The sequence below is a fragment of the Cupriavidus sp. 05T41 genome (assembly GCF_056396525.1).
Genome location: NZ_JBFTLQ010000038.1, coordinates 17,245 through 39,441, shown reverse-complemented (window position 1 = coordinate 39,441; position 22,197 = coordinate 17,245). Strand labels below are relative to the sequence as shown.

Sequence of the window (22,197 nt, the reverse complement as noted above, 5' to 3'; positions counted from 1 at the left end):
CGCGGCGGTGTGGCTTCGCGCCGACGCCCCGGCGTGCGCGCCGGCCGCGCCGGCCGCGCCGGCCGCAATACGCGCAGCCCATCGCATCCTGCGCGGCGATCTCCCGCCGGTCCAGGTCGCGCTCGCGCACATCCAGCACGTGATCTGGAGCCTGCGCGGAAACAGCGCAGGCTCAGGCCGCGCTCAGTCCTCGGCCACGAACCCCGTGGCTTCCACGATGGGCTTCCACGCGGCGCGCTCGATCTGGATGCGGTGGCGCGCTTCCTGCCCGGACTTGGGCGCCACTTCCAGCCCCAGCGCTTCGAGCTTGGCGGCGGTGGCGGCATTGCCCGAGGCGGCGATGAACATCTTCTCCACCCTGGCCACCACGTCCGGCTGCGTGCCGGCCGGCAGGAAGGCGCCGTACCAGCTGGTGGCGTACTCGTACTGGCTGAAGCCCTGCTCCTTCATGGTGGGCACTTCCGGCAGCGCCTTGGCGCGGCGCGTGCCGCTCACGCCCAGGAACTGCAGCTTGCCGCCCTTGTACAGCGGCATCATGCTGGCCACCGCATCCCAGCCGATCGACACATTGCCGCTGATCACGTCCACCAGCATCGGCGACGCGCCGCGGTAAGCCGCCGGCGTGATGGCAATCCCGGTGGCCTTGCCCAGCGCCACGGTGCCGAGGTGGCCGGCGCTGCCGATGGTGGCCAGGCCAAGGCTGGCGCCGCCCGGGTTGCGGCGCGCCCATTCCACGTACTCCTTCATGTTCTTGTACGGCTGCTGCGCGCCGGCCGCCACCACGGTGGGCACGTCGGTCAGCACGGCGGCGGGGACGAGGTCCTTGTCGGCGTCGTAGCCGAGCTTCTTGTACGTGAGCGGGAAGATGGTGAACAGCGGCGACGGACCGATGAACACCGTCTTGCCGTCGGGCTTGGCGCGCTTGACGTAATCCAGCGCCAGCCGCGCGGAGGCGCCGGGACGGTTCTCCACGATCACGGTGCCGTGCCCGTCCYGGCGCAATTGCTCGGCATAGAGCCGGGCCAGGCTGTCGGCCGCGCCGCCGGGCGCATAGCCGACGATGATGCGCATCGGCTCGCCCGAATCCGCCGCGGACGCCGGGCGGGGCAGGGCCAGCACGGCAACGGCGCAGGCCGACAGCGCCAGGGTGTGGAGCACGAGTTTGCGGCGGGAGGCTTGGATCATGGCGCGGGCGGGTTGTGTCATTCGGGAGGGGGGAAGGGTACGGCTGGCGCCGGCGGCGGGCCGGCGCGCGGTCATGCCTGCGGCCACTGGCCGAGCAGGCCGTGCGCGGATTCGAACAGCGCGGCGGCGCGCAACAGCCCGGCATCGCCGCGGAACTGCCCGACCAGCTGGAAGCCGATCGGCAGGCCGTCGCTGCCAAAGCCGCAGTGCAGGCTGATGGCGGGGTGGCCGGTCATGTTGAACGGCATGGTCCACGGGAACCAGTGCGCGCGCACGTTCTCATAGGCCTGGCCGTCGATGTCGATGGTGCCGAACAGGTCCTGCCCGATGGGCAGCGCGGTGCGCGTGAGCGTGGGCATGGCGAGGAAATCGCCGCGCGCCAGCAGGGCCTGCACGCGCTGGAACAGCTGCGAGCGGTCGAACATGGCCTGCTGGTACTCCACGCCGCTGACCTGCGCGGCCGATGCCACTTGCCTGAGGAAGGTGGCGCTGAGCTGCTCGCCGTGCTCGGCGGCGATGGCGGCGAAGCGCGCGCGCCAGACCGTATGGTTGATGGCCCRCCAGATCGGTTCCACGTCGAAGCCTTCGCCGGAGAACGCCTCCAGTTCCGCGCCCAGGCCGGCCAGCTTCGCCAGGCTGGCCTCGAACGCGCGCGCCACTTCGGCCGCTACCGGCCGTCCCGGCGGCGCCAGGCAGTAGAGGATGCGCTTGCCGCGYAGGTCGCCCTGCGCCTGCGCCGCGCCCGCGTAGTCGGGCTTGGGCACGCCGATGGACCACGGATCGCAGGCATGCTCGCCGGCCATGGCCTGCATCATCAGGCCGGTGTCGGCCACCGTGCGCGTGGTCGGGGTGACATAGGTCTGGTTGCCAAACAGGTCCTGGGCCTGGCTGTGCGGAATCACGCCGTTGCTCTGCTTGATGCCGACCACGCCGTTGCACGCCGCGGGAATGCGCGTGGAGCCGCCGCCGTCGGTGGCCACCGCCAGCGGGGCGATGCCGCTGGCCACCGCCACCGCCGCGCCGCCGCTGGAGCCGCCGCTGGTGCGCGCGGCGCTCCAGGCGTTGCGGGTGCGGCCGAACAGCGGCGAGTCGGTCAGGCATTTCGAGCCGAACTCGGGCGTGGTGGTCTTGCCGATCAGGATGGCGCCTTGCTCGCGCAGGCGCGCCACCGCGACGGCGTCGGTGTCGGGGATGTTGTCGCGGTAGGGCGCCACGCCGAAGGTGGTGCGCACGCCTCGCGTGTTGACCAGGTCCTTGGCCGTGAAGGGGATGCCGTGCAGCAGGCCCAGCGGCTTGCCGGCCATGACCGCCTGCTCGGCCGCGCGGGCCGCGTCCATGGCCTGGTCGGCGCACAGCGTGATAAAGCAGTTCAGTTCGGGCTGCAGGCGCGCCGCCCGTTCCAGCACCGCTTGCACGAGTTCTACCGGGGAGATCTCCTTGCGCGCGATGCGGCCTTGGAGTTCGGTGGCGGACAAGAAGCAAAGCGCATCGCTCATCGGCGGGCGTCTCCAGATAATGTCTCGGAGCGGATCGAAGGCACCGCCATGGCGCGGCCGCGGTGTGACGGTCGCGCCATTAATCGCGGCATCAATCGGGCGTCAATCGGGCGTCAATCGGGCGTCAATCGGGCGTCAATCGGGCGTCAATCGGGCGTCAATCGCGCCATTGGTTTTTGGATCCAGAATCCATTCTTTGCAGCTATAGTAGACGTGTGTCATGCGCTTGTAAACCGCGCCGACAAACTCCGGAGTTTCACTGCGCCGCGGCGCTCAGAGAGGCAAATGGCAGAAACGTTCGAATGGCAGGGGCGCACGCGCCTGGTGGAAGAGGTGGCACAGGTGCTGCGCCAGCGGATCTACCGGGGCGTCTATCCGCCCGGCAAGGCGCTGCGCCAGGTGGAGATTTCCGAAGACCTCAAGATCAGCCGCACGCCGCTGCGCGAGGCCCTGCGCATGCTGGAGCGCGAAGGCCTGGTCAGCGCCGAGACCGCGCGCGGCGTCACCGTGGTCAGCGCGGACTTCCGGCAGCTGATGGATGCCTACGCCTTGCGGGAGGTCATCGACGGCCTGGCCGCGCGGCTGGCGGCCGCCCGCGCGGGCAAGCTGGCCGGCGCGCCCTTGCGCGCCATCATCGGCACGCAGCGGGGCAGCCTCGCGCCATGGCAGCCCGAGGTCTATACGGCTGCCAACGTGGAGTTCCACACCGCGATCATCGGCCTGGCATCGAACGAGTACCTGGCGCGGCAGGTGCCCATCGTGCATATGACATCGCAGGTGTTCGCGCCCAGGATCGTGTTCGCGCAGGACCGCGCGCTGGCCGCCATCGGGGAACACGAGCAGATCGTGGCCGCCATCGAGAGCGCGGACGGCGACCAGGCGGAGTATCTGGCCAGGCTGCACATCCGTAACTCGATGGCGCGGCTCAAGGTGCTGGCACGGTCCGCCACGGACGAAAGCGCGGCGACGGGGTCCTGACGGCTGCGTTGCCGGGCCCCTGGCGGGAGAGAGCGCTCAGGGCTGCTGGCCTTCCAGCGTCGGCGGGGTATCCTGGCGCAAGGCCGGGTGATGACGGCTGACGCTTCTCGCCCCGATCAGCACTGCCAGCAGGAACGCCAGGATATATGCAGCAAAGGTGATTGCTTCCATGGTTGACCCTCTCCACTCGCCGTTGTTCTGTTTCTTCTGGTGAGCGACAAGTATGCGTAGGGGCGCACATGCCTGGATACCACTCGGCAGTGGGGGATACGGGTCAGATCGTGCGATTTTCTGACCCGTTCGGGGGAAAAATGCGGCTAAAACCGTAAATCTTCGTGTCGGCGGTGTGAGCCGGCAGGGGCGGCGCTCCGCAAGGACCGGCCGCCGCCCCGAGGCCGGCAACCCGGCTTCAGATTGCGCTCTGCTGCACGGCGCCGGTGGCGAAGAAGCGCTGCAGGTTCTCGAACACCAGGTTGGCCATGGCAATGCGGGTTTCATTCGTGCCGCTCGCGATATGCGGCAGCAGCACGACGTTGTCCAGCGCGAACAGCGCCTGGGGGACCTGCGGCTCGTTCTCGAACACGTCCAGCCCCGCCCCGGCGATGCGCTTGTTCACCAGCGCATCCACCAGCGCCGCTTCGTCGACCACGGTGCCGCGCGCGATATTGATCAGGAAGCCCTGCGGGCCGAGCGCCTCGAGCACGCTGGCCGACACCAGGTGGCGGGTTTCCGGGCCACCGGCGGTGGCGATGACGAGGAAGTCCGCCCACTCGGCCAGCGCCGCCAGCGACGGCTCGTGGCGATAAGGCACGTCGCCCGCCGGGCGGCGGCTGTGGTAGCTCACCTCCATGTCGAAGCCCAGCCCGCGCCGCGCGATCACGCGGCCGATGCGCCCCATGCCGATGATGCCCATGCGCTTGCCGCTCACGCGGGTGGTCAGCGGGAACTGGGCCTTGGGCCATTCGCCGCGCCGCACGAAGCGGTCTGCCGCGCTGAAGCCGCGCGCCACGTCCATCAGCAGGCCGAAGGCGGTGTCGGCCACGCAGTCGTTGAGCACGTCCGGCGTATAGCCGACGGCGATGCCGCGCTTGCGGGCAGCGTCCAGGTCGATCTTGTCGAGCCCCACGCCAAAGCTGGAGATGACCTTGAGCGCCGGCATGGCGGCCATCATGGCGTCGTCGGCGCCGATCGCCGCGCGCGTGGTCATGGCGGTGAACTCGCCGCCGCGGGCGGCCAGGAATGCCGCGGGATCGGTCTCGGCCCAGAACGGGTGGACGTCGTAGTGCTCGGCCAGGCTGGCTTCGAGCGCGGCCGGCAGGCGGCCGTGCTGGAGGAGGCGTTGTTTCATGAAGAGAGATCCCTTGTCGTTGATCGGGTTTGATGGGTTGGCGCCACCGTGGTGTCGATATGTTCAGTCTGCGCTGAGCTTGTTGTMCAGGATGATCCTGGCGTAGCGCTTGCGGTCGGTGGCGATCAGCTCGGCGAACTGCGCCGGCGTGCTGCCCACGGGGATGGCGCCCTGGGCGATCAGTTGCTCGCGCACCGCGGGCATGGCCACCACCTGCTTCACGCCGGCGGCGATCTTGTCGACGACCTCGGCGGGCGTGCCGGCCGGTGCCAGCAGCCCGACCCAAGATCCCGATTCGGCCCCGCTGATGCCGGTCTCGGCCAGCGTGGGCACGTCCGGCATGGCGGGCGAGCGCACCTTGCTGGTCACCGCCAGCGCACGCAGCTTGCCAGATTTCACATGGCCGGCGGTCTCCAGGATGGAGGCGAACAGCATGTCGACATTGCCCGCCATCAGGTCGCTCATGGCCGCGCCGCCGCCCTTGTAAGGCACGTGCAGCATATCAGTGCCGGTGGCGATCTTGAAGATCTCGGCCGACAAATGCGGCGAGCCGCCGCTGCCCGAGCTGGCGTAGGTGAGCTTGCCGGGCTGCGCCTTGGCCAGTGCCACCAGTTCCTTGGGCGTCTTGGCGGGCAGCTTGGGCGTGACCACGATGGCAAACGGCAGCTCGGCCATCAGGCTGACCGGCACCAGCGCGCCGGGATCGTAGCTCAGTTTCTTGTAGAGCGTGGGGTTGATCGACTGCGTGCCGACATTGCCGGCCACCAGCGTGTAGCCATCCGGCCTGGCCCGCGACACCAGCTCCAGCCCGACGTTGCCGGCCGCGCCGGGGCGGTTGTMCACCAGCACCGGCTGGCCCCACAGTTGCGACAGCCGCAGCGCCACCAGGCGCGTGCCCACGTCGGTGCCGCCACCCGGGGCGAAGGGCAGGATGATGGTGACGGGCTTGGTCGGCCAGGCAGCGCCAGGCTGGGCCTGCGCGGCGGGCACGCAGGCGCTCGCGGCCAGGGCGATCAGCAGCGCGCGGCGGCGCAGCGAGGGGGGTGTGAAGGGGCGCATCTTGTCTCTCCGTCTATGCTTGCTGACAACCGGTCTGACAACCGGTCTGACAACCAGTCGCTGGTTGCGTGAAGGCCGGGCTGGTCCTTACTCGGGCTGGATGCCGGCATCCTTGGCCACCTTGGCCCACTTGCCCATTTCCACCTGCACGAAGCTGCCGAACTGCGCGGGCGTGCCGCCGGCCGGCTCGATGCCTGCGTGCTGCAGGCGCTCGCGCAGGTCGGGCGCGGCCAGGGCCTTGTTGATCTCGGCGTTGAGCTTGTCGATCACCGCCTTTGGCGTGCCGGCCGGGGCGAGCACGCCGCCCCAGGTGCTGGTCTCGTAGCCGGGCAGGCCGGCTTCGGCCATGGTCGGCACCTGCGGCGCGATCGACGAGCGCCTGGCGGTGGTCACCGCGAGCGGGCGCACCTTGCCGGCCTTCACCTGCGGGCCGATCGCGGCCACGGTATCGAACATCAGCGACACGCGCCSGCTGGTCAGGTCCGGATGCGCCAGCGTGCTGCCCTTGTAGGGGATGTGGATCATGTMGATGCCAGCCATGCTCTTGAACAGCTCGCCGGAGAAATGCGGCGCGCCGCCCGAGCCGCTCGACGCGAACGACAGCTTGCCCGGATTGGCCTTGCCATAGGCGATCAGTTCCCTGACCGTCTTCGGCGGCAGCGAGGGCGACACCACCAGCATCAGCGGCACCACGTGGGTCAGCGCCACCGGCTMGAAGCTCTTGAGCGTGTCGAACGGCAGCTTCTTCACCATGCTGGGATTGATGGCGTGGCTGCTGGCCACCAGCGCCAGCATGTAGCCATCGGGCGGGGCCTTGGCGACGAGGTCGGTGCCGATGATGCCGGTGGCGCCGGGCCGGTTGTCCACCACCACCGGCTGACCCCAGTCCTCGGTCATCTTCTGGCCCACCAGGCGCGCCACCAGGTCGATGGCGCCGCCGGGCGAGGCGGGCACGACGATGGTGATGGACTTGGTCGGGAAACTGGTCTCGGCGGCGTGCGCGGCGGCCGTCAGCGCCACTGCCGCGACGGCGCCCGCAAGTGTGCGGAGGATGKGGTGGGGGTGATGCTGCATAGTGTCTCCTGCCGTGTTTTTGTGGCTTGTATGGTGGTGTTGCGGTGACTGCGTTGTTTCCTTTGCGGTGGACAGAGGGCTTGGGCTCGTGCAAGCCCAAGCCCAAGCCCTCTCCCCGGCCCCCCTCCCAGGCGCGGGAGCGGGAAGCAAGCCAGCGGTGCCGCTGCGCCGTGCCGCCGTATCAGTCCGCCGTCGCGCCCGATTTCTTCACCAGCTCGGCCCAGCGCGGGATTTCCTTGCTCATGAACGTGGCCAGCTCGGCCGGGCTGCTGCCCACCACTTCCATGCCGAGCTGCTGCGTCATCCGTTGCTGCACGGCCGGCTGCTTCAGGGCACGCACGACTTCGGCATTCAGCCGCTGCACGATGTCCTTGGGGGTGCCGTGCGGAGCGTAGAGCGCCTGCCATGACACCATCTCGAAGCCAGGCACGCCGGCTTCGGCCATGGTCGGCACACCGGGCGCCAGCGCCGAGCGCTTCGGCGAAGTCACGGCCAGTGCGCGCAGGCGGCCGGCCTTGATCATGGCGTCGCCCGCGGTGAGCTGGTCGAACAGGAAGGGCACCAGGCCCGAGGCCACGTCCTGGATCGCCTGCGGGCTGCCCTTGTACGGCACATGGGTCATCGGCACCTTGATCAGCTCGGAGAACAGTTCCCCGGCCAGGTGCGTGGAGGTGCCCGCGCCGGACGAGGCAAAGCTGAGMTTGCCGGGTTGCTTCCTGGCGTAGGCGATCAGCTCCTGCACGTTCTTCACCGGCAGCTTGGCGTCGACCATCAGTACGTTGGGTACGTAGGCGATCAGGCTGATTGGCTCGAAATCCTTGACCGGATCGTAGGAGAGGTTCTTGTAGAGGCTGGGGTTGATGGCGTGCGTGCTGATGGTGCCGCCGAACAGCGTGTAGCCGTCGGGCTTGGCGCGCGCCACATAGCCCGCACCCACCGCGCCGGCCGCGCCGGGGCGGTTTTCCACCACCACCGGCTGGCCCAGCGCCTTGGAGATTTCCTGGCCGATGGTGCGCGCGACGATATCGGTCGAGCCGCCCGCGGCGAACGGCACGACCCAGGTGATCGGGCGCGAGGGCCATTTGTCCTGCGCTTGCGCGGCGCCGCCGAATGCGCCGAGCGTGCCCAGGGTGGCCAGCGCGCAGGCGGCGCCGGCGCGGCGCAATGCGCTTCGCTTGCTGTGATTCATCGTGTCTCCGTCGTTGGCCGCCTTGCCCCGGCGTGTGCGGGGCGGCGGTCTCTTGCGTTTGTCCGCGCTTGTGTGCGCGGCCGTGGAAGTCCTAGCGGCCGTTCGCCTCGCGCCAGGCGGCGAAGTCCAGCCGGCTTTGCTCCTGCGTCGGCGGATAGAGGCCGATGATGGAGCGGCCCTTGTCGACTTCCTCGGTGACGAAGTCTTCGAACGCGGTCATCTCCACGGCCTCGGCCGCGATCTCGTCGGCCAGGTGGCGCGGGATCACGATCACGCCCTCCGCATCGCCCACCATCACGTCGCCGGGGAACACGGCCACGTCGCCGCAGCCGATCGGGCCGTTGATCTCGATGGCCTGGTGCAGCGTGAGGTTGGTCGGCGCGGACGGGCGGTGGTGGTACGCGGGCATGGCCATGCGAGCGATTTCCGGCGAGTCGCGGAAGCCGCMGTCGGTCACCACGCCGGCCGCGCCGCGCCGCATCAGGCGCGTGATCAGGATCGAGCCGGCCGAGGCCGCACGCGCGTCCTTGCGGCTGTCGATCACCAGCACGGCGTCCGGCGGGCATTGCTCGACGGCCTGGCGCTGCGGATGGGCCGGATCCTGGAACACCGTGATCTGGTTGAGGTCTTCGCGCGCCGGGATGTAGCGCAGCGTGAAGGCCTCKCCKACCATGTTGGCGCCTTCCGGGTTGAGCGGATGCACGTCCTGGATGAACTGGTTGCGCAGGCCGCGCTTGAACAGGGCGGTGCACAGGGTCGCGGTGCTGACGGTCTTGAGCAGGTCGCGGGTTTGCTGGCTGAGCGGGTTGGCTTGGGTCATGGCGTCAGGTCAGTAGATGCTGGGCTCGCCGGTGGGCGCGCCGAAGTCGGTTTGCAGGAAGTCGAAGTCGCAGCCGTCGTTGGCCTGGCGGACATGCTTGGAGAACATCCAGCCATAGCCGCGCTCGAAACGCGGTGGCGGCGGCGTCCACTCGGCGCGGCGGCGCGCCAGTTCTTCGTCGGACACCTCCAGGTGAATGCTGCGGCGGTCGATGTCCACGGAGATCATGTCGCCGGTGCGCACCAGCGCGAACGGGCCGCCGACATACGATTCGGGCGAGACGTGCAGGATGCAGGCGCCGTAGCTGGTGCCGCTCATGCGCGCGTCGGACATGCGCAGCATGTCGCGCACGCCTTGCTTGACCAGCTTCTTGGGGATCGGYAGCATGCCCMATTCCGGCATGCCCGGGCCGCCCTGCGGGCCGGCGTTGCGCAGGATCAGGATGTGGTCGGCGGTGACGTCGAGATCGTCGCGCTCCACCGCTTCCTTCATCGACGGGTAGTCGTCGAACACCAGCGCCGGGCCGGTGTGCTTGAAGAAGCGTGGCTCGCAGGCGCTGGGCTTGATGACGCAGCCGTCCGGCGCGATATTGCCCTTGAGCACGGCCAGCGCGCCTTCCTGGTACAGCGCGTTCTCCGGCGTACGGATGACGTCGTCGTTGTAGACCTCGGCGCCGGCGATGTTCTCGCCCAGCGTGCGCCCGGTGACGGTCAGCGCGCTCAGGTCCAGCTTGTCGCTGATGCGGTTCATCAGCGCGGGCAGGCCGCCGGCGTAGAAGAAATCCTCCATCAGGTACTTGTCGCCGCTGGGCCGGATATTGGCGATCACCGGCACGCGCCGGCTGGCCGCGTCGAAGTCTTCCAGGCCGATCTCGCAACCGGCGCGGCGCGCCATGGCGATCACGTGGATGATGGCGTTGGTGGAGCAGCCCATCGCCATGGCCACCGCGATGGCGTTCTCGAACGAGGCGCGCGTCTGGATCTGCTGCGGGGTCAGGTCTTCCCACACCATGTCGACGATGCGGCGGCCGGCCTCGGAACACATGCGGATATGGTTGGCGTCGGCGGCGGGAATCGACGAGGCGCCCGGCAGCGTCATGCCGATGGTCTCGGCGATGGCGGTCATGGTGCTGGCCGTGCCCATCGTMATGCAGGTGCCGTGGCTACGGGCGATGCCGCCCTCGATGCCGATCCATTCGGTCTTGCTGATATTGCCGGCGCGGCGCTCGTCCCAGTATTTCCAGGCGTCCGAGCCGGAGCCCAGCACGTTGCCCTTGTAGTTGCCGCGCAGCATCGGGCCTGCGGGCACGTAGATGGCCGGCACGCCGGCGCTGGACGCGCCCATCAGCAGGCCCGGCGTGGTCTTGTCGCAGCCGCCCATCAGCACGGCGCCGTCGATGGGGTGGGAGCGGATCAGCTCCTCGGTCTCCATCGCCAGCATGTTGCGGTAGAGCATGGTGGTCGGCTTGACCGAGCTTTCGGACARSGARATGGCGGGCAGCTCGATGGGGAAGCCGCCGGCCTGCAGGATGCCGCGCTTGACGTCGTCAACGCGCTGCTTGAAGTGCGAGTGGCAGGGGTTGATGTCGGACCACGTGTTGATGATCGCGATGATCGGGCGGTCCAGCCACTCGTCGGGCGAGTAGCCCATCTGCATGATGCGGGAGCGGTGGCCGGAGGAACGCAGGTCGTCAGGAGCGAACCAGCGCGCGCTGCGCAAAGTCTCGGGCGTCTTCTTTCGTGACGTCATTGTCTCTTCCACGGATGTTGTTATGGGGCCTCCACCCGGAGTGGAGGTATGACATCTGATATCGATGGAGCCAATTAAAGCACTAATATATTAGTGTGTCAAACCAGGAAAGTTTCCACTAGAATGCGGGGCAGGGCGCCTCGCCGCCGGTGTACGTGGCCGCATGAACCATAAGTGCACCACAGTGCGCCGCGCTGCGGCCCCGCTTTTCGCCAAACCTGATATTCCGGAGACGCATACCGCCGCCGGAGAAAGATCGCCGCTACCCCGATGGAAGCCACCGCCCCGCAAATCCAGTTCCAGTTCGACCGCACGCGCCATGCCGCGCCGCAGGTGTTCGAGCACATGCGGGACCTGATCATCTCGATGACGCTGACGCCCGGCACCGTGCTGTCGCGCACCGATCTCGCCGCGCAGTACGGCATCAGCCAGACGCCGGTGCGCGACGCCCTCATGCGCCTGAGCGAAGAGGGCCTGGTCGATATCTTCCCGCAGCACGCCACCGTGGTCAGCCCCATCAGCATCGCGCTGGCCCAGCAGGCGCATTTCCTGCGCCGCTCGGTGGAGGTGGAGATCGTGCGCACGCTGGCCGAGGCGCCGGACCCGGCGCTGGTCGAGCGCCTGCGCCTGATGGTGGCGCGCCAGCAGGCGCTGCTGGCCGCCGAAGACTATGCCGAATTCTCCCAGTTCGACCAGGCTTTCCACCGCCTGATGTACGACGCCGCGCAGGTACCCGACCTGTGGCTGCTGGTGCGCCGGCAGAGCGGCCACCTGGACCGCCTGCGCCGCCTGCATCTGCCGATTCCCGGCAAGGCCAAGGCCGTGGTGGCGGACCATACCGCCATCGTCGATGCCATCGCGCGGGGCGATGCCGGCCAGGCGCAGGACTGCCTGCGCCGCCATCTCTCCGGCACGCTGGCCAATCTCGACGAGATCCGCGCGCGCTTCGAGGACTACCTGCAGTAGGTCCGCTTGCGGGCCGCTTCGCATCTCCGTACGCCCGCACCCCGCGCTTGCACGCGTGGATGGCGGCGCGCGTGGAGACGGGCGTCTATCCCTGCGTCCGCTGCCTGCTCGCATATGGCCCTGAGCGGCGCGTCTCAGGCGGGCGTGCGGAACGGCTCCGGGAGCCGCACCAGGCGGGTCTGCCGRCGGCCCAATGCACGGCGCGCCGGTCATCATCAACATTGATGAGAGCCGTGCMGGGAATCCGCGGCAGCGGGCTGCTAAGCGCTCAGGTTGCCGAAGCCCGCCGTGCGCGCCAGCACGATGGCCTGCCCGCGGTTTTCCACTTCGAGCTTGGAGAAGACGCTGGTGATGTGATTGCGCACGGTTTTCTCGCTCAGGCCCAGGCGGGCGGCGATCTGGGCGTTGTCACGGCCTTGCGCGATCAGCTCGACGATGTCGCGCTCGCGCCGCGTGAGCACCGGGAAGACGCCGTCGGCGCCGGCGTGCGTGGGGGGCAGGAAGGCATGGACTTCGTCCAGCCAGCGCAGCCACGCCGGCTCGGTCTCCAGCAGCAGGTGGTTGTCGCTCTCCAGCGGCACGAAGTGCGCGCCGGGAATCATGCTGGCGATCAGGCGGCCTTCGTCGAAGGGCACGCGCGCATCGCGCACGGCATGCAGCACCAGCGTCGGGCAGGTGACCTGCGGCAGCAGCGAGACCACATCGATGTCGTTGAAGATGCGCATGAAGCGCGCCGCGTTGGCGGGAGAGGTGGAGACGCGCTCCAGTTCGTTGAACCACCGGTGCTGCTCGGCAGTGCCGCCGGGAATGAACTGCGTGGTGAAGAACTGGCGGAAGGCCGGGTTCTCCTGGCCCCAGCCGATCTCGGCCAGGCGGTTCATCAGCTCGGCCTCTTCGCGCAGGCGCGGGTCGGGGCTGCGCTTGAGCCTGCCGCGCGCGTAGCCGCCGTGCAGGATCAGGTGGCTGACACGCTCGCTGTGCGCCACCGCGTAGGCCACGGCGATCGATGCGCCTTGCGAAATACCCAGCAGCGGAAAGCGGTCCACGCCGGTCGCGTCGACGATGGTCTCCAGGTCGCGCAGCCAGGCCTCGAAGGAGAGTTCGACATCGCGGTCCGACAGGCCGCAGCCGCGCTCGTCGTAGCGCACCAGGGTGTGCGAAAGCGACAGCTCATTGAGCAGGTGGCTCCACACCGGGCTCTCCACGTCGAACTCCAGGTGGCTCATCCAGTTTGCGGCCTTCACCAGCGGCGGGCCCTGGCCGCTGATGGCGTAAGCCAGCCGCACGCCATCCTGGCTCGTGCATAGGTGGATCTGTTGCTTGCGCGTGGGCATGGCATTCACGCGGGCATGGGTTGACGGCGCGGCCGGCCATGGCTGGGCCGTCGCGCGGGTGACGCCGCGTGCTGCATGTAGATTAGCAAAGGAACACCGCCGCGAAAGGCGCGCGGCGAGGGTCAGGTGACGGTGGCGTGCCACGCGCGCAAAAAGCGCGCGGCACGCCCGCCAGCGCGCAGGGACGGCTGGCATTTATGGCGAAGCGCGCTGGTGGCGCGCTCCGTCTTGTCGCGCGGTGCTATGCCGCGCGTTCATCGTGGCTTGCGCCGCCCCCGTGCTGCAGGGCCGAGACGCACTCGGCGCCACTCGAGTACGGATCGGCCTGGGAGCCGCGGGCGCCGTCCGTGAAGGCATCCCGCTGCCCCATGCGGCCACCGTCCGCATAGGGGTCGCGCGGTGTTGAGCGCAGGCCGTCCTGGTAGGAATCGAACTTGCGCGATATGCATGCCGACAGGCCCTGGCGACCCAGCGCGGCCAGAGGTATGGCCTCGGGGTGCCCCGTACGCGCGCCGTCGACGAAGGCGTCGCGTTGGCCGGTGTGGGCGGGCGCGGCAATGGCGGTGGGTGCGGGTACACGCGCCTCGGCGCGTGCAAGGGCCGTGCAGAGCACGGTAGATGCCAGCGCGGAAGCGGTGAGCAGGGTCTTGGAAAAAATCTGGTGCATCTCGTTCTCCAACTGGGGTTGCCGCCCGGCGATGCGGGTCAGGCAGAGCCTCTGCGGGCAATCTGGTCAAAGCCGGCGCCGCACGGGATGCCCTTGCCGTGCGGTGGCTACCAGCGCCAGCCTGACCAGCCGCCATCCCATCCCTGGCGGGGCTTGCAGCGCTTAGCTGAATGCCTTGTGGTTCTTGATGCCTTGATGTCTCGAGTCCTGGTGTCCGCGGCCTGCCCGGCGGTGCGGTGGCCTTGATGGCGAGGACGTATTGTCGGGCGCCGCCCGCGCCGCAGCCATGAGGCCAGTGTCCCGGTTGGCGGGCATCGGCCGTCCCGGGGCCGGGACATCAGTCCCGCCGCGGGGCKGGAGTCGTCMGCGGCCAGCCTGGAATGTCTCGGATATGCCATGAAACCTTCAACTTGCTGAAACATTAGGCAGTCCGAGCGCTTTGGCGGCGGCAAGCGGGTTTGCAGGTTCCGGAGGTGCTGTTATCCACAGTAATTGTGGATAACGCGGCCCAAAAAAATGGGCTGGAGGCACAGGCCAGGCAGGCTTGTCAAGGTATCGCGCCCGCGCCCGCGACGATGTCCGCCGCTGCCGGCGCGCGCCGGTGAGGGTGCATTCTTGCCCTTGTGTCGCGGCTGCGTATTGCCCTATAGTTCTATTTATAGAACTAAACAAATATACGGAGCGAGACAATGGAGATGACGGCTGGCGCGCTGTCCGGCGTCAAGGTGGTGGATATCACCGCCGTGTTCATGGGCCCTTCGGCCACCCAGATGCTGGGCGACCTGGGCGCCKACGTGATCAAGGTGGAGTCCCCGGAAGGCGATGTCACGCGCGGCATCGGTCCCTGCGGCGACGAGAAGATGGGACCGCTCTACCTGGGCCTGAACCGCAACAAGCGCAGCGTGGTGCTGGACCTCAAGCGCGCCGAGGGACGCGAGGCCTTGCTGCGCCTGGTCAAGGATGCCGACGTGCTGGCCTACAACGTCAGGCCGCAGGCCATGCAGCGGCTGGGGCTGGACTACGAGACGCTGGCCGCGCTGAACCCGCGTCTGGTCTATGTCGGCATGTTCGGCTTCTCGCAGCGCGGGCGCTACGCGCCGCAGGCCGCCTTCGACGACCTGATCCAGGCAGCCAGCGGGCTGCCGCAGGCCGTGGCGATGGGCAGCGGCGACATCCCGCGCTACCTGCCCATCACCATCGCCGACCGCTCGGTGGGGCTGTACGCCTTCGGCGTGATCTGCGCCGCGCTGTACGCGCAGGCGCGCACCGGCCGCGGCCAGCGCGTGGACGTGCCGATGTTCGAGACCATGGTGCCCTATGTACTGGGCGACCACCTCTACGGCGAGACCTTCGTGCCGGCGCGCGGCGGCTTCGGCTACCCGCGCCTGCTCTCGCCGGAGCGCCGGCCGTACAAGACGCGCGACGGCCACGTCTGCTGCCTGATCTATCACGACCATCACTGGCGCACCTTCCTCAAGGCCATCGGGCGCGCKGACCTGTTCGACACCGATCCGCGCTTTGCCAGCATCACCACGCGCACCGCCCATATCACCGAGCTGTACGCCATGGTCAGCGACGAGATGGCCAGGCGCACCACCGAGGAATGGCGCGTGCTGCTCAGGGAAGCMGATATCCCGGTCTTTCCMATGCATACCTTCGAGACGTTGCTCGACGATCCGCACCTCGGCGATATCGGCTTCTTCCGCGAGACCGAGCATCCCGGCGTCGGCCGCATCCGCGAGATGGCGGTGCCGAGCGAATGGTCTGGCACGCCGCCCACCAGCCGGCGCCATGCACCCGCGCTGGGCGAGCACAGCCGCGAAGTGCTGCGCGAGGCGGGCTACCACGACACCGACATCGATCGCATGATGGCAGCCGGCAGCACGGGCGAGCCCGCGAAGGCTTGAGCGAGCATAAAAAGGAGACAGGCAAAGATGAATGCAAAGACCACGGCTGAGCAAGCCGCCCGCACCGTTCGCATTGGCGGCGCTTCCGGCTTCTGGGGCGACAGCAGCGTGGGCGCCCCGCAACTGGTGCGCCACGGCGATATCGACTACCTGGTGTTCGACTACCTGGCGGAGCTGACCATGTCGGTGCTGGCGGCGGCGCGCCTGCGCAAGCCGGAACTGGGCTACGCCACCGACTTCGTCGCGGTGACGATGAAAAGCCTGCTCAGGGAGATCGCCGAGCGCAAGATCCGCGTGGTCAGCAATGCCGGCGGCATCAATCCGCAAGGCTGCGCGCAGGCGCTGGCCGCCATCGCCGCGGAGCAGGGCATCGACGTGCGCATTGCCGTGGTGGAAGGCGACGATGTCATGCCGCTGCTGCCCGCGCTGCGCGAGGCCGGCGTGACAGACATGCAAAAGGGCCTGCCGCTGCCGGACAAGCTGGTGAGCGCCAACGCCTATCTCGGCGCGCTGCCGATCCGCCAGGCGCTCGACGAGGGCGCGCAGATCGTCATCACCGGCCGCTGCGTGGACAGCGCGGTCACGCTCGGCGTGCTGATGCACGAATTCGGCTGGGGGGCCGGCGACTACGACCGGCTGGCGCAGGGCAGCCTGGCCGGGCACATCATCGAGTGCGGCTGCCAGGCCACCGGCGGGCTGCATACCGACTGGGAAAGCGTGCCGGACTGGCCCAATATCGGCCACCCGGTAGTGGCGTGCCGCGCCGACGGCAGCTTCCTGGTGGGCAAGCCGCCGGGCACCGGCGGGCTGGTCAGCACCGCCACCGTGGGCGAGCAGATCCTCTACGAAATCGGCGATCCCGCCGCCTACCTGCTGCCMGACGTGACCTGCGATTTCACCGCCGTGACACTGGCGCAGGCCGGCCCGGACCTGGTCGAGGTCAACGGCGCGCGCGGCCGCGCGCCCGGCGGCCAGTACAAGGTATCGGCAACCTATGTCGACGGCTTTCGCTGCAATGCGCAGCTCTCCATCGTCGGATTCGACGCGGTGGCCAAGGCAGAGCGCACCGCGCAGGCCATCCTCGCGCGCACGCGCACGCTGTTCGCCGGGCATGGCCTGGGCGACTACAGCCGCACGCATATCGAAGTGCTCGGCGCGGAATCGTGCTACGGCCCGCACGCGCAGACACGCCACACGCGCGAGGCCATCATGCGCCTGGCCGTGATGCATCCCGAGAAAGCCGCGCTGGAACTGTTCGCGCGCGAGATCTCCGCGGCCGGCACCAGCTGGTCGCCCGGCACCACCGGCTCGGGCGGCGGCCGGCCCAGCCCTTCGCCCTCGATCCGGCAGTACGCCTTCCTGCTCGACAAGACCCGGCTATCGCCCACCGTGCTGATCGATGGCGAGCGCAAGCCGGTGGCCATGCCAGCCGCGTCGTCCGCCGAAGGCGGGCGGCCCGCGCAGGTTGCCCTGCCCGATGCGCTGCCGCCCGGCGGTGATTTCGAGGAAGTGCCGCTGATCCGCCTGGCCTATGGCCGCAGCGGCGACAAAGGCGATATCTCCAATATCGGCCTGATGGCGCGCCGCCCGGAGTATCTGCCGTGGTTGCGCGCGGGCGCCACCACCGAGCGCGTCGCGCAATGGCTGGGGCACCTGGTGAAAGGACCGGTCACGCGCCACGACCTGCCCGGCATCCACGCCATCAACCTGGTCTGCGAAGAGGCCCTCGATGGCGGCGGCATGGCCTCGCTGCGCAACGATCCGCTCGGCAAGGGCATGGCGCAGATCCTGCTGGGCATGCCGGTGCGCGTGCCGCGAGGCTTGTTGTCGTGAACCGTGCCGCGCAAACGCCTTCAGCGCAGCTGCCCGAGGACGGCGGCGGCGTGGCACGCTATCGCCAGCTGGCCAGCGTGCTGCGCCATCGCATCGTGTCAGGCGAGTGGCCGCTGGGACATCGCCTGCCCACCGTGGAGCAGCTCGCACAGGCCTATGGCATTGCGCGCGTCACGGTGCGGCAGGCCTTCGCCGTGCTGGCGGAAGAAGGCCTGGTCAGCAGCCAGCGCGGGCGCGGCACGCACGTCACGGGCCTGCCGCCGGGCCCCAGCGCCGGCATGCGCTMGGTGATCAACGACGAGCTGGTCGGCGGCAGCGACCTCGAAATCCGCATCCTGGAAAAGCGCAAGGACGTGCGCCTGCCGGCCGGCCTGCCCACGCGCGGCACGCCGCTGGACCAGTATGTGCTGCTGCGCAAGCTGCATCTGCATGATGGCGAACCGTTCTGCCTGATCGAGTTGTACGTGGCTGCCGCGGTCTTCAACCAGTTTCCGCGCGGCGCCGAGAAGCACCGCAAGATCGCGCGCCTGCTGCGCGAGGCCGTGGGCGAGCGCCTGGGCATGATGCACCAGACCATGACGGTGGAACCGGCCGACTACGCGCTGGCCCGCGAGCTGGCCTACGGCTTTGCCGCGCCCATCGCCAAGATCGTGCGCACCACGCTMGACACCGACGGCAACGTGCTCACCGCCGGCTGCTTCTGGTATCGCGGCGACCGCTTCATCCTCGACGTGGAATTCCCGGCGCAGCTCACCGAACGCTATCCGGCGCTGGCCGTACCCGACAGCCGCAGCTGACGCGGGCGCGACCCGCAAATCCGACAGATGCCGAAAAGGCACGCAAGGAGACAAGATGAACAAGCCGTACCCTTCGCGCAGGCTTGCCGGCCTGCTGCTGCCGCTGTTCATGCTGGGCGCCGCGCCAGCGCAGGCGGCCACCGACTACCCCGCCAGGCCCGTGCGCGTGATCGTGCCGTTCCCGGCGGGCAGCGGCACCGACAGCAGCGCGCGCTACGTGGCCGAGGCCGTCACCGGCCAGACCGGCAAGACGGTGGTGGTGGACAACCGGCCCGGCGCCAACGGCTTCATCGCCGCGCAGGCCGTGGCCGGCGCGCCCGGCGACGGCTACACCATGCTGGTCACCACCAACACCACGCATGCGGCCAATGCGTCGCTGTTCAGGAAGCTGCCCTACGACCCTGTCAAGGACTTCGCGCCGGTCTCGCTGATCGCCCGCAGCGGGCTGGTCCTGGTGGTGCCGCCCGACAGCCCGGTGCATAGCGTGGCCGACCTGACGGCGCTGGCCAGGGAGAAGCCCGGCAAGCTCACCTTCGCCAGCGGCAGCTCGTCCACGCGCATCGCCAGCGAGTTGTACAAGATGATGGCCGGCGTGCAGGCGCTTCACGTGCCGTACAAGGGCGTGCCGGCGGCGCTGACCGACMTCATGGGGCATCAGGTGGATTTCATGATCTCGGACGTGTCGCCCGCCATGACGCTGATCCAGGGCGGCAAGCTGCGCGCYGTCGCGGTCACCACCGCGCAGCGGCATCCGGTGCTCAAGGACGTGCCCACCATGGCCGAGAGCGGCCTGCCCGGCTACGAGATGGTGGCCTGGTCGGCGGCATTCTTTCCCGCCGCCACGCCCAGGGCCGTGGTGGAGCGCATGAACCAGCTGGTGCGCAAGGGCCTGGCGGATCCCAGGGCGGCCGACTACTTCGGMCGCACGGGCGGCGAACCCGCGCCGTCGTCGCCGGACGAACTGGCTGCCTTCGTGCGCAGCGAAACCGCGAAATGGGCGAAGGTGATCAAGGCGGCGGGGATCGAGCCGGAGTGAGCACCGCTGCCCGGCCKGCGAGCGTCGCCTCGGCGCCGCCTCAGAACTGCTTGCGATACACCACGAAGCCCGATTTCTCCGCCACCTTGTCATAGAGCCGCATGGCCGTCTCGTTGGTCTCGTGCGTCTGCCAGTAGACCCGCTTCGCTCCCGCCGCCGCGGCGCGCTGGTAGACGGCCTCGATCAGCGCGCGGCCCACGCCGGTGCCGCGCGCGGCATCGGCGGTGAACAGGTCCTGCAGGTAGCAGCTCGGTCCGATCTGGATGGTGCTGCGGTGATACAGGAAGTGCACCAGGCCCAGCAGTTGCCCGCCGCGTTCGGCCACCAGCGCGTGCATCGGCTCGTAGGCATCGAAGAAGCGCGACCACGTCATGCGGGTGATGTCTTCCGGCAGCGCGGTCGGCCCCTTGCGRCCGTAGAAGGCGTTGTAGCCATCCCAGAGCACCTTCCAGGCCGGGTAGTCTTCCGGGCTGGCGGGGCGGATCAGGATCGGGTCGGTCACGGTGTCATCCTCATGGGTGGGGTGGTGGGCGGGCGGGTACGACAACACACACATCGGGCGGCCAGCGCCAGCCGCCGGCTCGGGCGGCCAGCTCAGGCAGCCGTGTTCGATACCGGCGGCGTGTAGCGGGCCTTGCCCGCGCGCTTGGCTTCGTACAGCGCCATGTCGGCGCGCATGAAGAGTTCGTTGGCGGTCTGGCCGTCGTCGGGGCGGTGCACGGCGATGCCGACGCTGGCCGTCGCCACGATGGTATGGCCTTCGATGAAATGCGGGCGCTGGGCGGCATGCACGATGGCCTGGGCAATGCGCTCCAGGCTCGCCGTGCTGGCGGCGTCGTCCAGCACGATGCCGAACTCGTCGCMGCCGATGCGCGCCACGCCGTCGCCCGCGCGCACGCAGGCTGACAGGCGCTCGCCGAAGGCCGCCAGCAACTGGTCGCCCACCGCGTGGCCGTAGCTGTCATTGATGGTCTTGAAGTCGTCCACGTCCACCAGCAGCAGGGCTGCGTTGAGGCCGCTGTTGCCGGCGCACGCCATGGTCTCGGCCAGGCGCCGGTCGAAGCCCTTGCGGTTGAGCAGGCGCGTCAGGTGGTCGGTCAGGGTCTGCGCTTCCAGGCTGCGGATCTTCTGGCGTTCGGTGGTCACGTTGCGGGCGAACATGTACAGGCCCTGCACGGTGTCGCGCGCGTCGTTCCACGCGGGCTGGTAGGTGACTTCCATGCACTCCGCGCCTTCCTGGCCTTCGAGGCTGAAGGTGATCGACGCCCCAAGGTAAGCCTGCGCCAGGTAGGGCTGCGATGCCAGGTACGCGGGCGTGCCCCACAGCTCCCGCACGGTCAGGCCGACGATCTGCCGCACGGGCAGGTCGAAGCGCTGCGCGTAGGCCTCGTTGACGAAGACATAGCGCTCTTGCGTGTCGATGAACGAGACAAAGTCCGGCACGTGGTTGGCGATGGCCTCGATGCGCTTCTCGCTCTCGGCGGCGCGGTCCTTGGCGGCGCTGAGCGCCGCCTCGCGCTCGGACAGCTGCTGCATCACCGTGCCGAAGGTGGTGGCCAGCTCGCCGATCTCATCGTTGCGCCCGGTGGGCAGCGCGGCCAGCGCGGCCGGATCCTTTGGCACTTCGCCCACCACGCGATGCAGCAGCTCCAGCGGCGCCAGCAGCCGGCGTATCACCAGCCACATCAGCAGCGCCGCCAGCACCAGCGAGAAGCCGGCGCTCACGATGGTCTTGTGGCGCGCCTCGATCAAGGGCGCATAGGCTTCGCTGGCCGGCAGCACGGACACGACCTCCCAGCCGTTGGCCTCGAGCAGGTAGCGCGCCACCACAGGCTGGGTGGGATGCAGGGGTTCCCAGTCGGTCTGCGGCACTTCGAGCCCGCAGCTCTCGCCCAGCGCCTTGGCCGGCGTCATGACCTTCCATGGCTCGGCATGCATGGCGTAGCGCGGGTTGCCGCCGGAGGAAACCAGGCAATAGCTGCCGGTGAGCCCGACCCGGCTATGGGCGATCTGGTCGAGGAAATTGCTTTCCGAGAAGTTCAGCGCGCCGCCCACCACGGCCAGCAGCTTGCCGTCGGGCGCGCGCAGCGGCACGGCCAGCACCACGCCGGGAGAGTCGCTCAGCCTGCCGCGCAGCAGGTCGGACATGGCAAATTCCGCACCGTGGGCGACGTCGCGGAAGTAGTCGCGGTCGGCCAGGTGGATGCGCTGCCCGTCGGGCACGGCGGTACTGAATGCCATGTCGCCGTCGGGCCAGGCGAGGAACACGGCATTGAACATCTGCGGCATGGCCACGGCGTCGGCGGCGAAGCGCTTCATGGTGGCGGGCGGCTCGCCGAGCATGGGCTGGAGCTGGTGTGCCAGGCGGCGCAGGGCCGTGGCGCGCATCTCGAACTTTTCGTCGAGCTGTTCGGCGACCAACTTGACCAGCGTCTCCTGCTGCGCCTGGCGCAGTGCCTTGAGACCCTGGAAGGCGTAGTACTGCGCAAAGAGCGCGCGCGCCAGGACGATAAGCGTCACCACGACCGCGGTCGCGATGGCCACCCGATATTTTAAAGAGTGCCGCATGGTTATCTTATTCTTCGTGTGCGGATTAGTCCTGCTGCCAGGCTTGGCTCAGCCCGGCTGCCCGTCCTCCGCCGCGGGCGACTGACCCGGTTCACAGGTTAGCAGAAGCAGGGCTACGGACCGGGCTTGCCGCAGCCTCGCGGCAGGGTATGCGTGACGCATCAGGCGCTCGCGGTGACGCGGCCGGCTCC

19 protein-coding genes are annotated in these 22,197 nt (G+C 68.9%); 6 read left to right on the top strand and 13 right to left on the bottom strand.

Features of this window, described 5'->3' with window-relative positions:
* Nucleotides 1–183: 183 nt before the first annotated feature.
* A complete protein-coding gene (locus AC1DKV_RS21970) occupies nucleotides 184–1,185 on the bottom strand; it encodes a Bug family tripartite tricarboxylate transporter substrate binding protein (RefSeq protein ID WP_477138005.1) in 1,002 nt (333 codons plus the stop codon).
* A gap of 71 nt (nucleotides 1,186–1,256) precedes the next feature.
* A complete protein-coding gene (locus AC1DKV_RS21965; RefSeq protein ID WP_477138004.1) occupies nucleotides 1,257–2,681 on the bottom strand; it encodes an amidase in 1,425 nt (474 codons plus the stop codon).
* A 285-nt stretch (nucleotides 2,682–2,966) separates the two neighbouring features.
* On the opposite strand from AC1DKV_RS21965, the gene AC1DKV_RS21960 reads away from it, so the two are divergent.
* Entirely contained in the window at nucleotides 2,967–3,659 is a 693-nt protein-coding gene (locus AC1DKV_RS21960; RefSeq protein ID WP_441622450.1) for a GntR family transcriptional regulator, read from the top strand.
* A 36-nt stretch (nucleotides 3,660–3,695) separates the two neighbouring features.
* On the opposite strand, the gene AC1DKV_RS21955 is transcribed toward AC1DKV_RS21960, so the two are convergent.
* The 7 genes from AC1DKV_RS21955 to araD all read right to left on the bottom strand — a co-directional run bounded on the left by AC1DKV_RS21955 (nucleotide 3,696) and on the right by araD (nucleotide 10,898).
* Nucleotides 3,696–3,830: a hypothetical protein gene (locus AC1DKV_RS21955; RefSeq protein ID WP_441622448.1), complete on the bottom strand. Its 135-nt coding sequence runs from the start codon at nucleotides 3,828–3,830 to the stop codon at nucleotides 3,696–3,698.
* Nucleotides 3,831–4,068: 238 nt separating this feature from the next.
* On the bottom strand, nucleotides 4,069–5,007 hold the full coding sequence (locus AC1DKV_RS21950) for a 2-hydroxyacid dehydrogenase (RefSeq protein ID WP_441622446.1): 939 nt from the start codon (nucleotides 5,005–5,007) through the stop codon (nucleotides 4,069–4,071).
* Between the two features lie 63 nt (nucleotides 5,008–5,070).
* Nucleotides 5,071–6,066 carry a Bug family tripartite tricarboxylate transporter substrate binding protein gene (locus AC1DKV_RS21945; protein WP_477138003.1) on the bottom strand — a complete coding sequence of 332 codons (996 nt, stop codon included), beginning with the start codon at nucleotides 6,064–6,066 and terminating at the stop codon, nucleotides 5,071–5,073.
* Nucleotides 6,067–6,153: 87 nt separating this feature from the next.
* Nucleotides 6,154–7,140 carry a tripartite tricarboxylate transporter substrate binding protein gene (locus AC1DKV_RS21940; RefSeq protein WP_477138002.1) on the bottom strand — a complete coding sequence of 329 codons (987 nt, stop codon included), beginning with the start codon at nucleotides 7,138–7,140 and terminating at the stop codon, nucleotides 6,154–6,156.
* A gap of 181 nt (nucleotides 7,141–7,321) precedes the next feature.
* Nucleotides 7,322–8,329, bottom strand: a complete 1,008-nt coding sequence (locus AC1DKV_RS21935) for a Bug family tripartite tricarboxylate transporter substrate binding protein (RefSeq protein ID WP_477138001.1) — start codon at nucleotides 8,327–8,329, stop codon at nucleotides 7,322–7,324.
* Between the two features lie 91 nt (nucleotides 8,330–8,420).
* Nucleotides 8,421–9,149 (bottom strand): ribonuclease activity regulator RraA, encoded by a 729-nt coding sequence (locus AC1DKV_RS21930; RefSeq protein WP_477138000.1) that lies wholly within the window; start codon nucleotides 9,147–9,149, stop codon nucleotides 8,421–8,423.
* Nucleotides 9,150–9,158: 9 nt separating this feature from the next.
* The gene (gene araD / locus AC1DKV_RS21925) at nucleotides 9,159–10,898 is read right to left on the bottom strand and encodes an L-arabinonate dehydratase (RefSeq protein ID WP_477137999.1); all 1,740 of its coding nucleotides are present in this window, start codon (nucleotides 10,896–10,898) and stop codon (nucleotides 9,159–9,161) included.
* Between the two features lie 270 nt (nucleotides 10,899–11,168).
* On the opposite strand from araD, the gene AC1DKV_RS21920 reads away from it, so the two are divergent.
* Entirely contained in the window at nucleotides 11,169–11,864 is a 696-nt protein-coding gene (locus AC1DKV_RS21920) for a GntR family transcriptional regulator (RefSeq protein WP_441622434.1), read from the top strand.
* A 260-nt stretch (nucleotides 11,865–12,124) separates the two neighbouring features.
* Here AC1DKV_RS21920 and AC1DKV_RS21915 read toward each other — a convergent pair whose 3' ends face one another.
* Nucleotides 12,125–13,198: an alpha/beta fold hydrolase gene (locus tag AC1DKV_RS21915; protein ID WP_441622432.1), complete on the bottom strand. Its 1,074-nt coding sequence runs from the start codon at nucleotides 13,196–13,198 to the stop codon at nucleotides 12,125–12,127.
* Nucleotides 13,199–13,439: 241 nt separating this feature from the next.
* Nucleotides 13,440–13,865: a hypothetical protein gene (locus AC1DKV_RS21910; RefSeq protein WP_441622430.1), complete on the bottom strand. Its 426-nt coding sequence runs from the start codon at nucleotides 13,863–13,865 to the stop codon at nucleotides 13,440–13,442.
* Between the two features lie 689 nt (nucleotides 13,866–14,554).
* Between AC1DKV_RS21910 and AC1DKV_RS21905 the strand changes: the two genes are divergently transcribed.
* The 4 genes from AC1DKV_RS21905 to AC1DKV_RS21890 are packed head-to-tail and all read left to right on the top strand — an operon-like array spanning nucleotide 14,555 to nucleotide 19,438.
* The gene (locus AC1DKV_RS21905; RefSeq protein WP_477137998.1) at nucleotides 14,555–15,772 is read left to right on the top strand and encodes a CaiB/BaiF CoA transferase family protein; all 1,218 of its coding nucleotides are present in this window, start codon (nucleotides 14,555–14,557) and stop codon (nucleotides 15,770–15,772) included.
* A 27-nt stretch (nucleotides 15,773–15,799) separates the two neighbouring features.
* A complete protein-coding gene (locus AC1DKV_RS21900; protein WP_441643416.1) occupies nucleotides 15,800–17,605 on the top strand; it encodes an acyclic terpene utilization AtuA family protein in 1,806 nt (601 codons plus the stop codon).
* Nucleotides 17,602–18,402: a GntR family transcriptional regulator gene (locus AC1DKV_RS21895; protein WP_477137997.1), complete on the top strand. Its 801-nt coding sequence runs from the start codon at nucleotides 17,602–17,604 to the stop codon at nucleotides 18,400–18,402. The genes AC1DKV_RS21900 and AC1DKV_RS21895 overlap by 4 nt, the downstream gene beginning before the upstream one ends.
* A gap of 55 nt (nucleotides 18,403–18,457) precedes the next feature.
* The gene (locus tag AC1DKV_RS21890; protein ID WP_477137996.1) at nucleotides 18,458–19,438 is read left to right on the top strand and encodes a Bug family tripartite tricarboxylate transporter substrate binding protein; all 981 of its coding nucleotides are present in this window, start codon (nucleotides 18,458–18,460) and stop codon (nucleotides 19,436–19,438) included.
* Between the two features lie 40 nt (nucleotides 19,439–19,478).
* On the opposite strand, the gene AC1DKV_RS21885 is transcribed toward AC1DKV_RS21890, so the two are convergent.
* Together AC1DKV_RS21885 and AC1DKV_RS21880 are read right to left on the bottom strand one after the other, a co-directional pair.
* Nucleotides 19,479–19,940, bottom strand: a complete 462-nt coding sequence (locus tag AC1DKV_RS21885) for a GNAT family N-acetyltransferase (protein ID WP_441622420.1) — start codon at nucleotides 19,938–19,940, stop codon at nucleotides 19,479–19,481.
* 92 nt (nucleotides 19,941–20,032) lie between these two features.
* Nucleotides 20,033–22,006 carry a sensor domain-containing diguanylate cyclase gene (locus tag AC1DKV_RS21880; RefSeq protein WP_477137995.1) on the bottom strand — a complete coding sequence of 658 codons (1,974 nt, stop codon included), beginning with the start codon at nucleotides 22,004–22,006 and terminating at the stop codon, nucleotides 20,033–20,035.
* Nucleotides 22,007–22,197: the final 191 nt, after the last annotated feature.

What these genes read in the sequence shown, in the direction of transcription:
- AC1DKV_RS21920 (WP_441622434.1), top strand. Translation starts at nt 11,169, where the DNA reads ATGGAAGCCACCGCCCCGCAAATCCAGTTCCAGTTCGACCGCACGCGC.
- AC1DKV_RS21960 (WP_441622450.1), top strand. Translation starts at nt 2,967, where the DNA reads ATGGCAGAAACGTTCGAATGGCAGGGGCGCACGCGCCTGGTGGAAGAG.
- AC1DKV_RS21950 (WP_441622446.1), bottom strand. Translation starts at nt 5,007, where the DNA reads ATGAAACAACGCCTCCTCCAGCACGGCCGCCTGCCGGCCGCGCTCGAA.
- AC1DKV_RS21955 (WP_441622448.1), bottom strand. Translation starts at nt 3,830, where the DNA reads ATGGAAGCAATCACCTTTGCTGCATATATCCTGGCGTTCCTGCTGGCA.
- AC1DKV_RS21915 (WP_441622432.1), bottom strand. Translation starts at nt 13,198, where the DNA reads ATGCCCACGCGCAAGCAACAGATCCACCTATGCACGAGCCAGGATGGC.
- AC1DKV_RS21910 (WP_441622430.1), bottom strand. Translation starts at nt 13,865, where the DNA reads ATGCACCAGATTTTTTCCAAGACCCTGCTCACCGCTTCCGCGCTGGCA.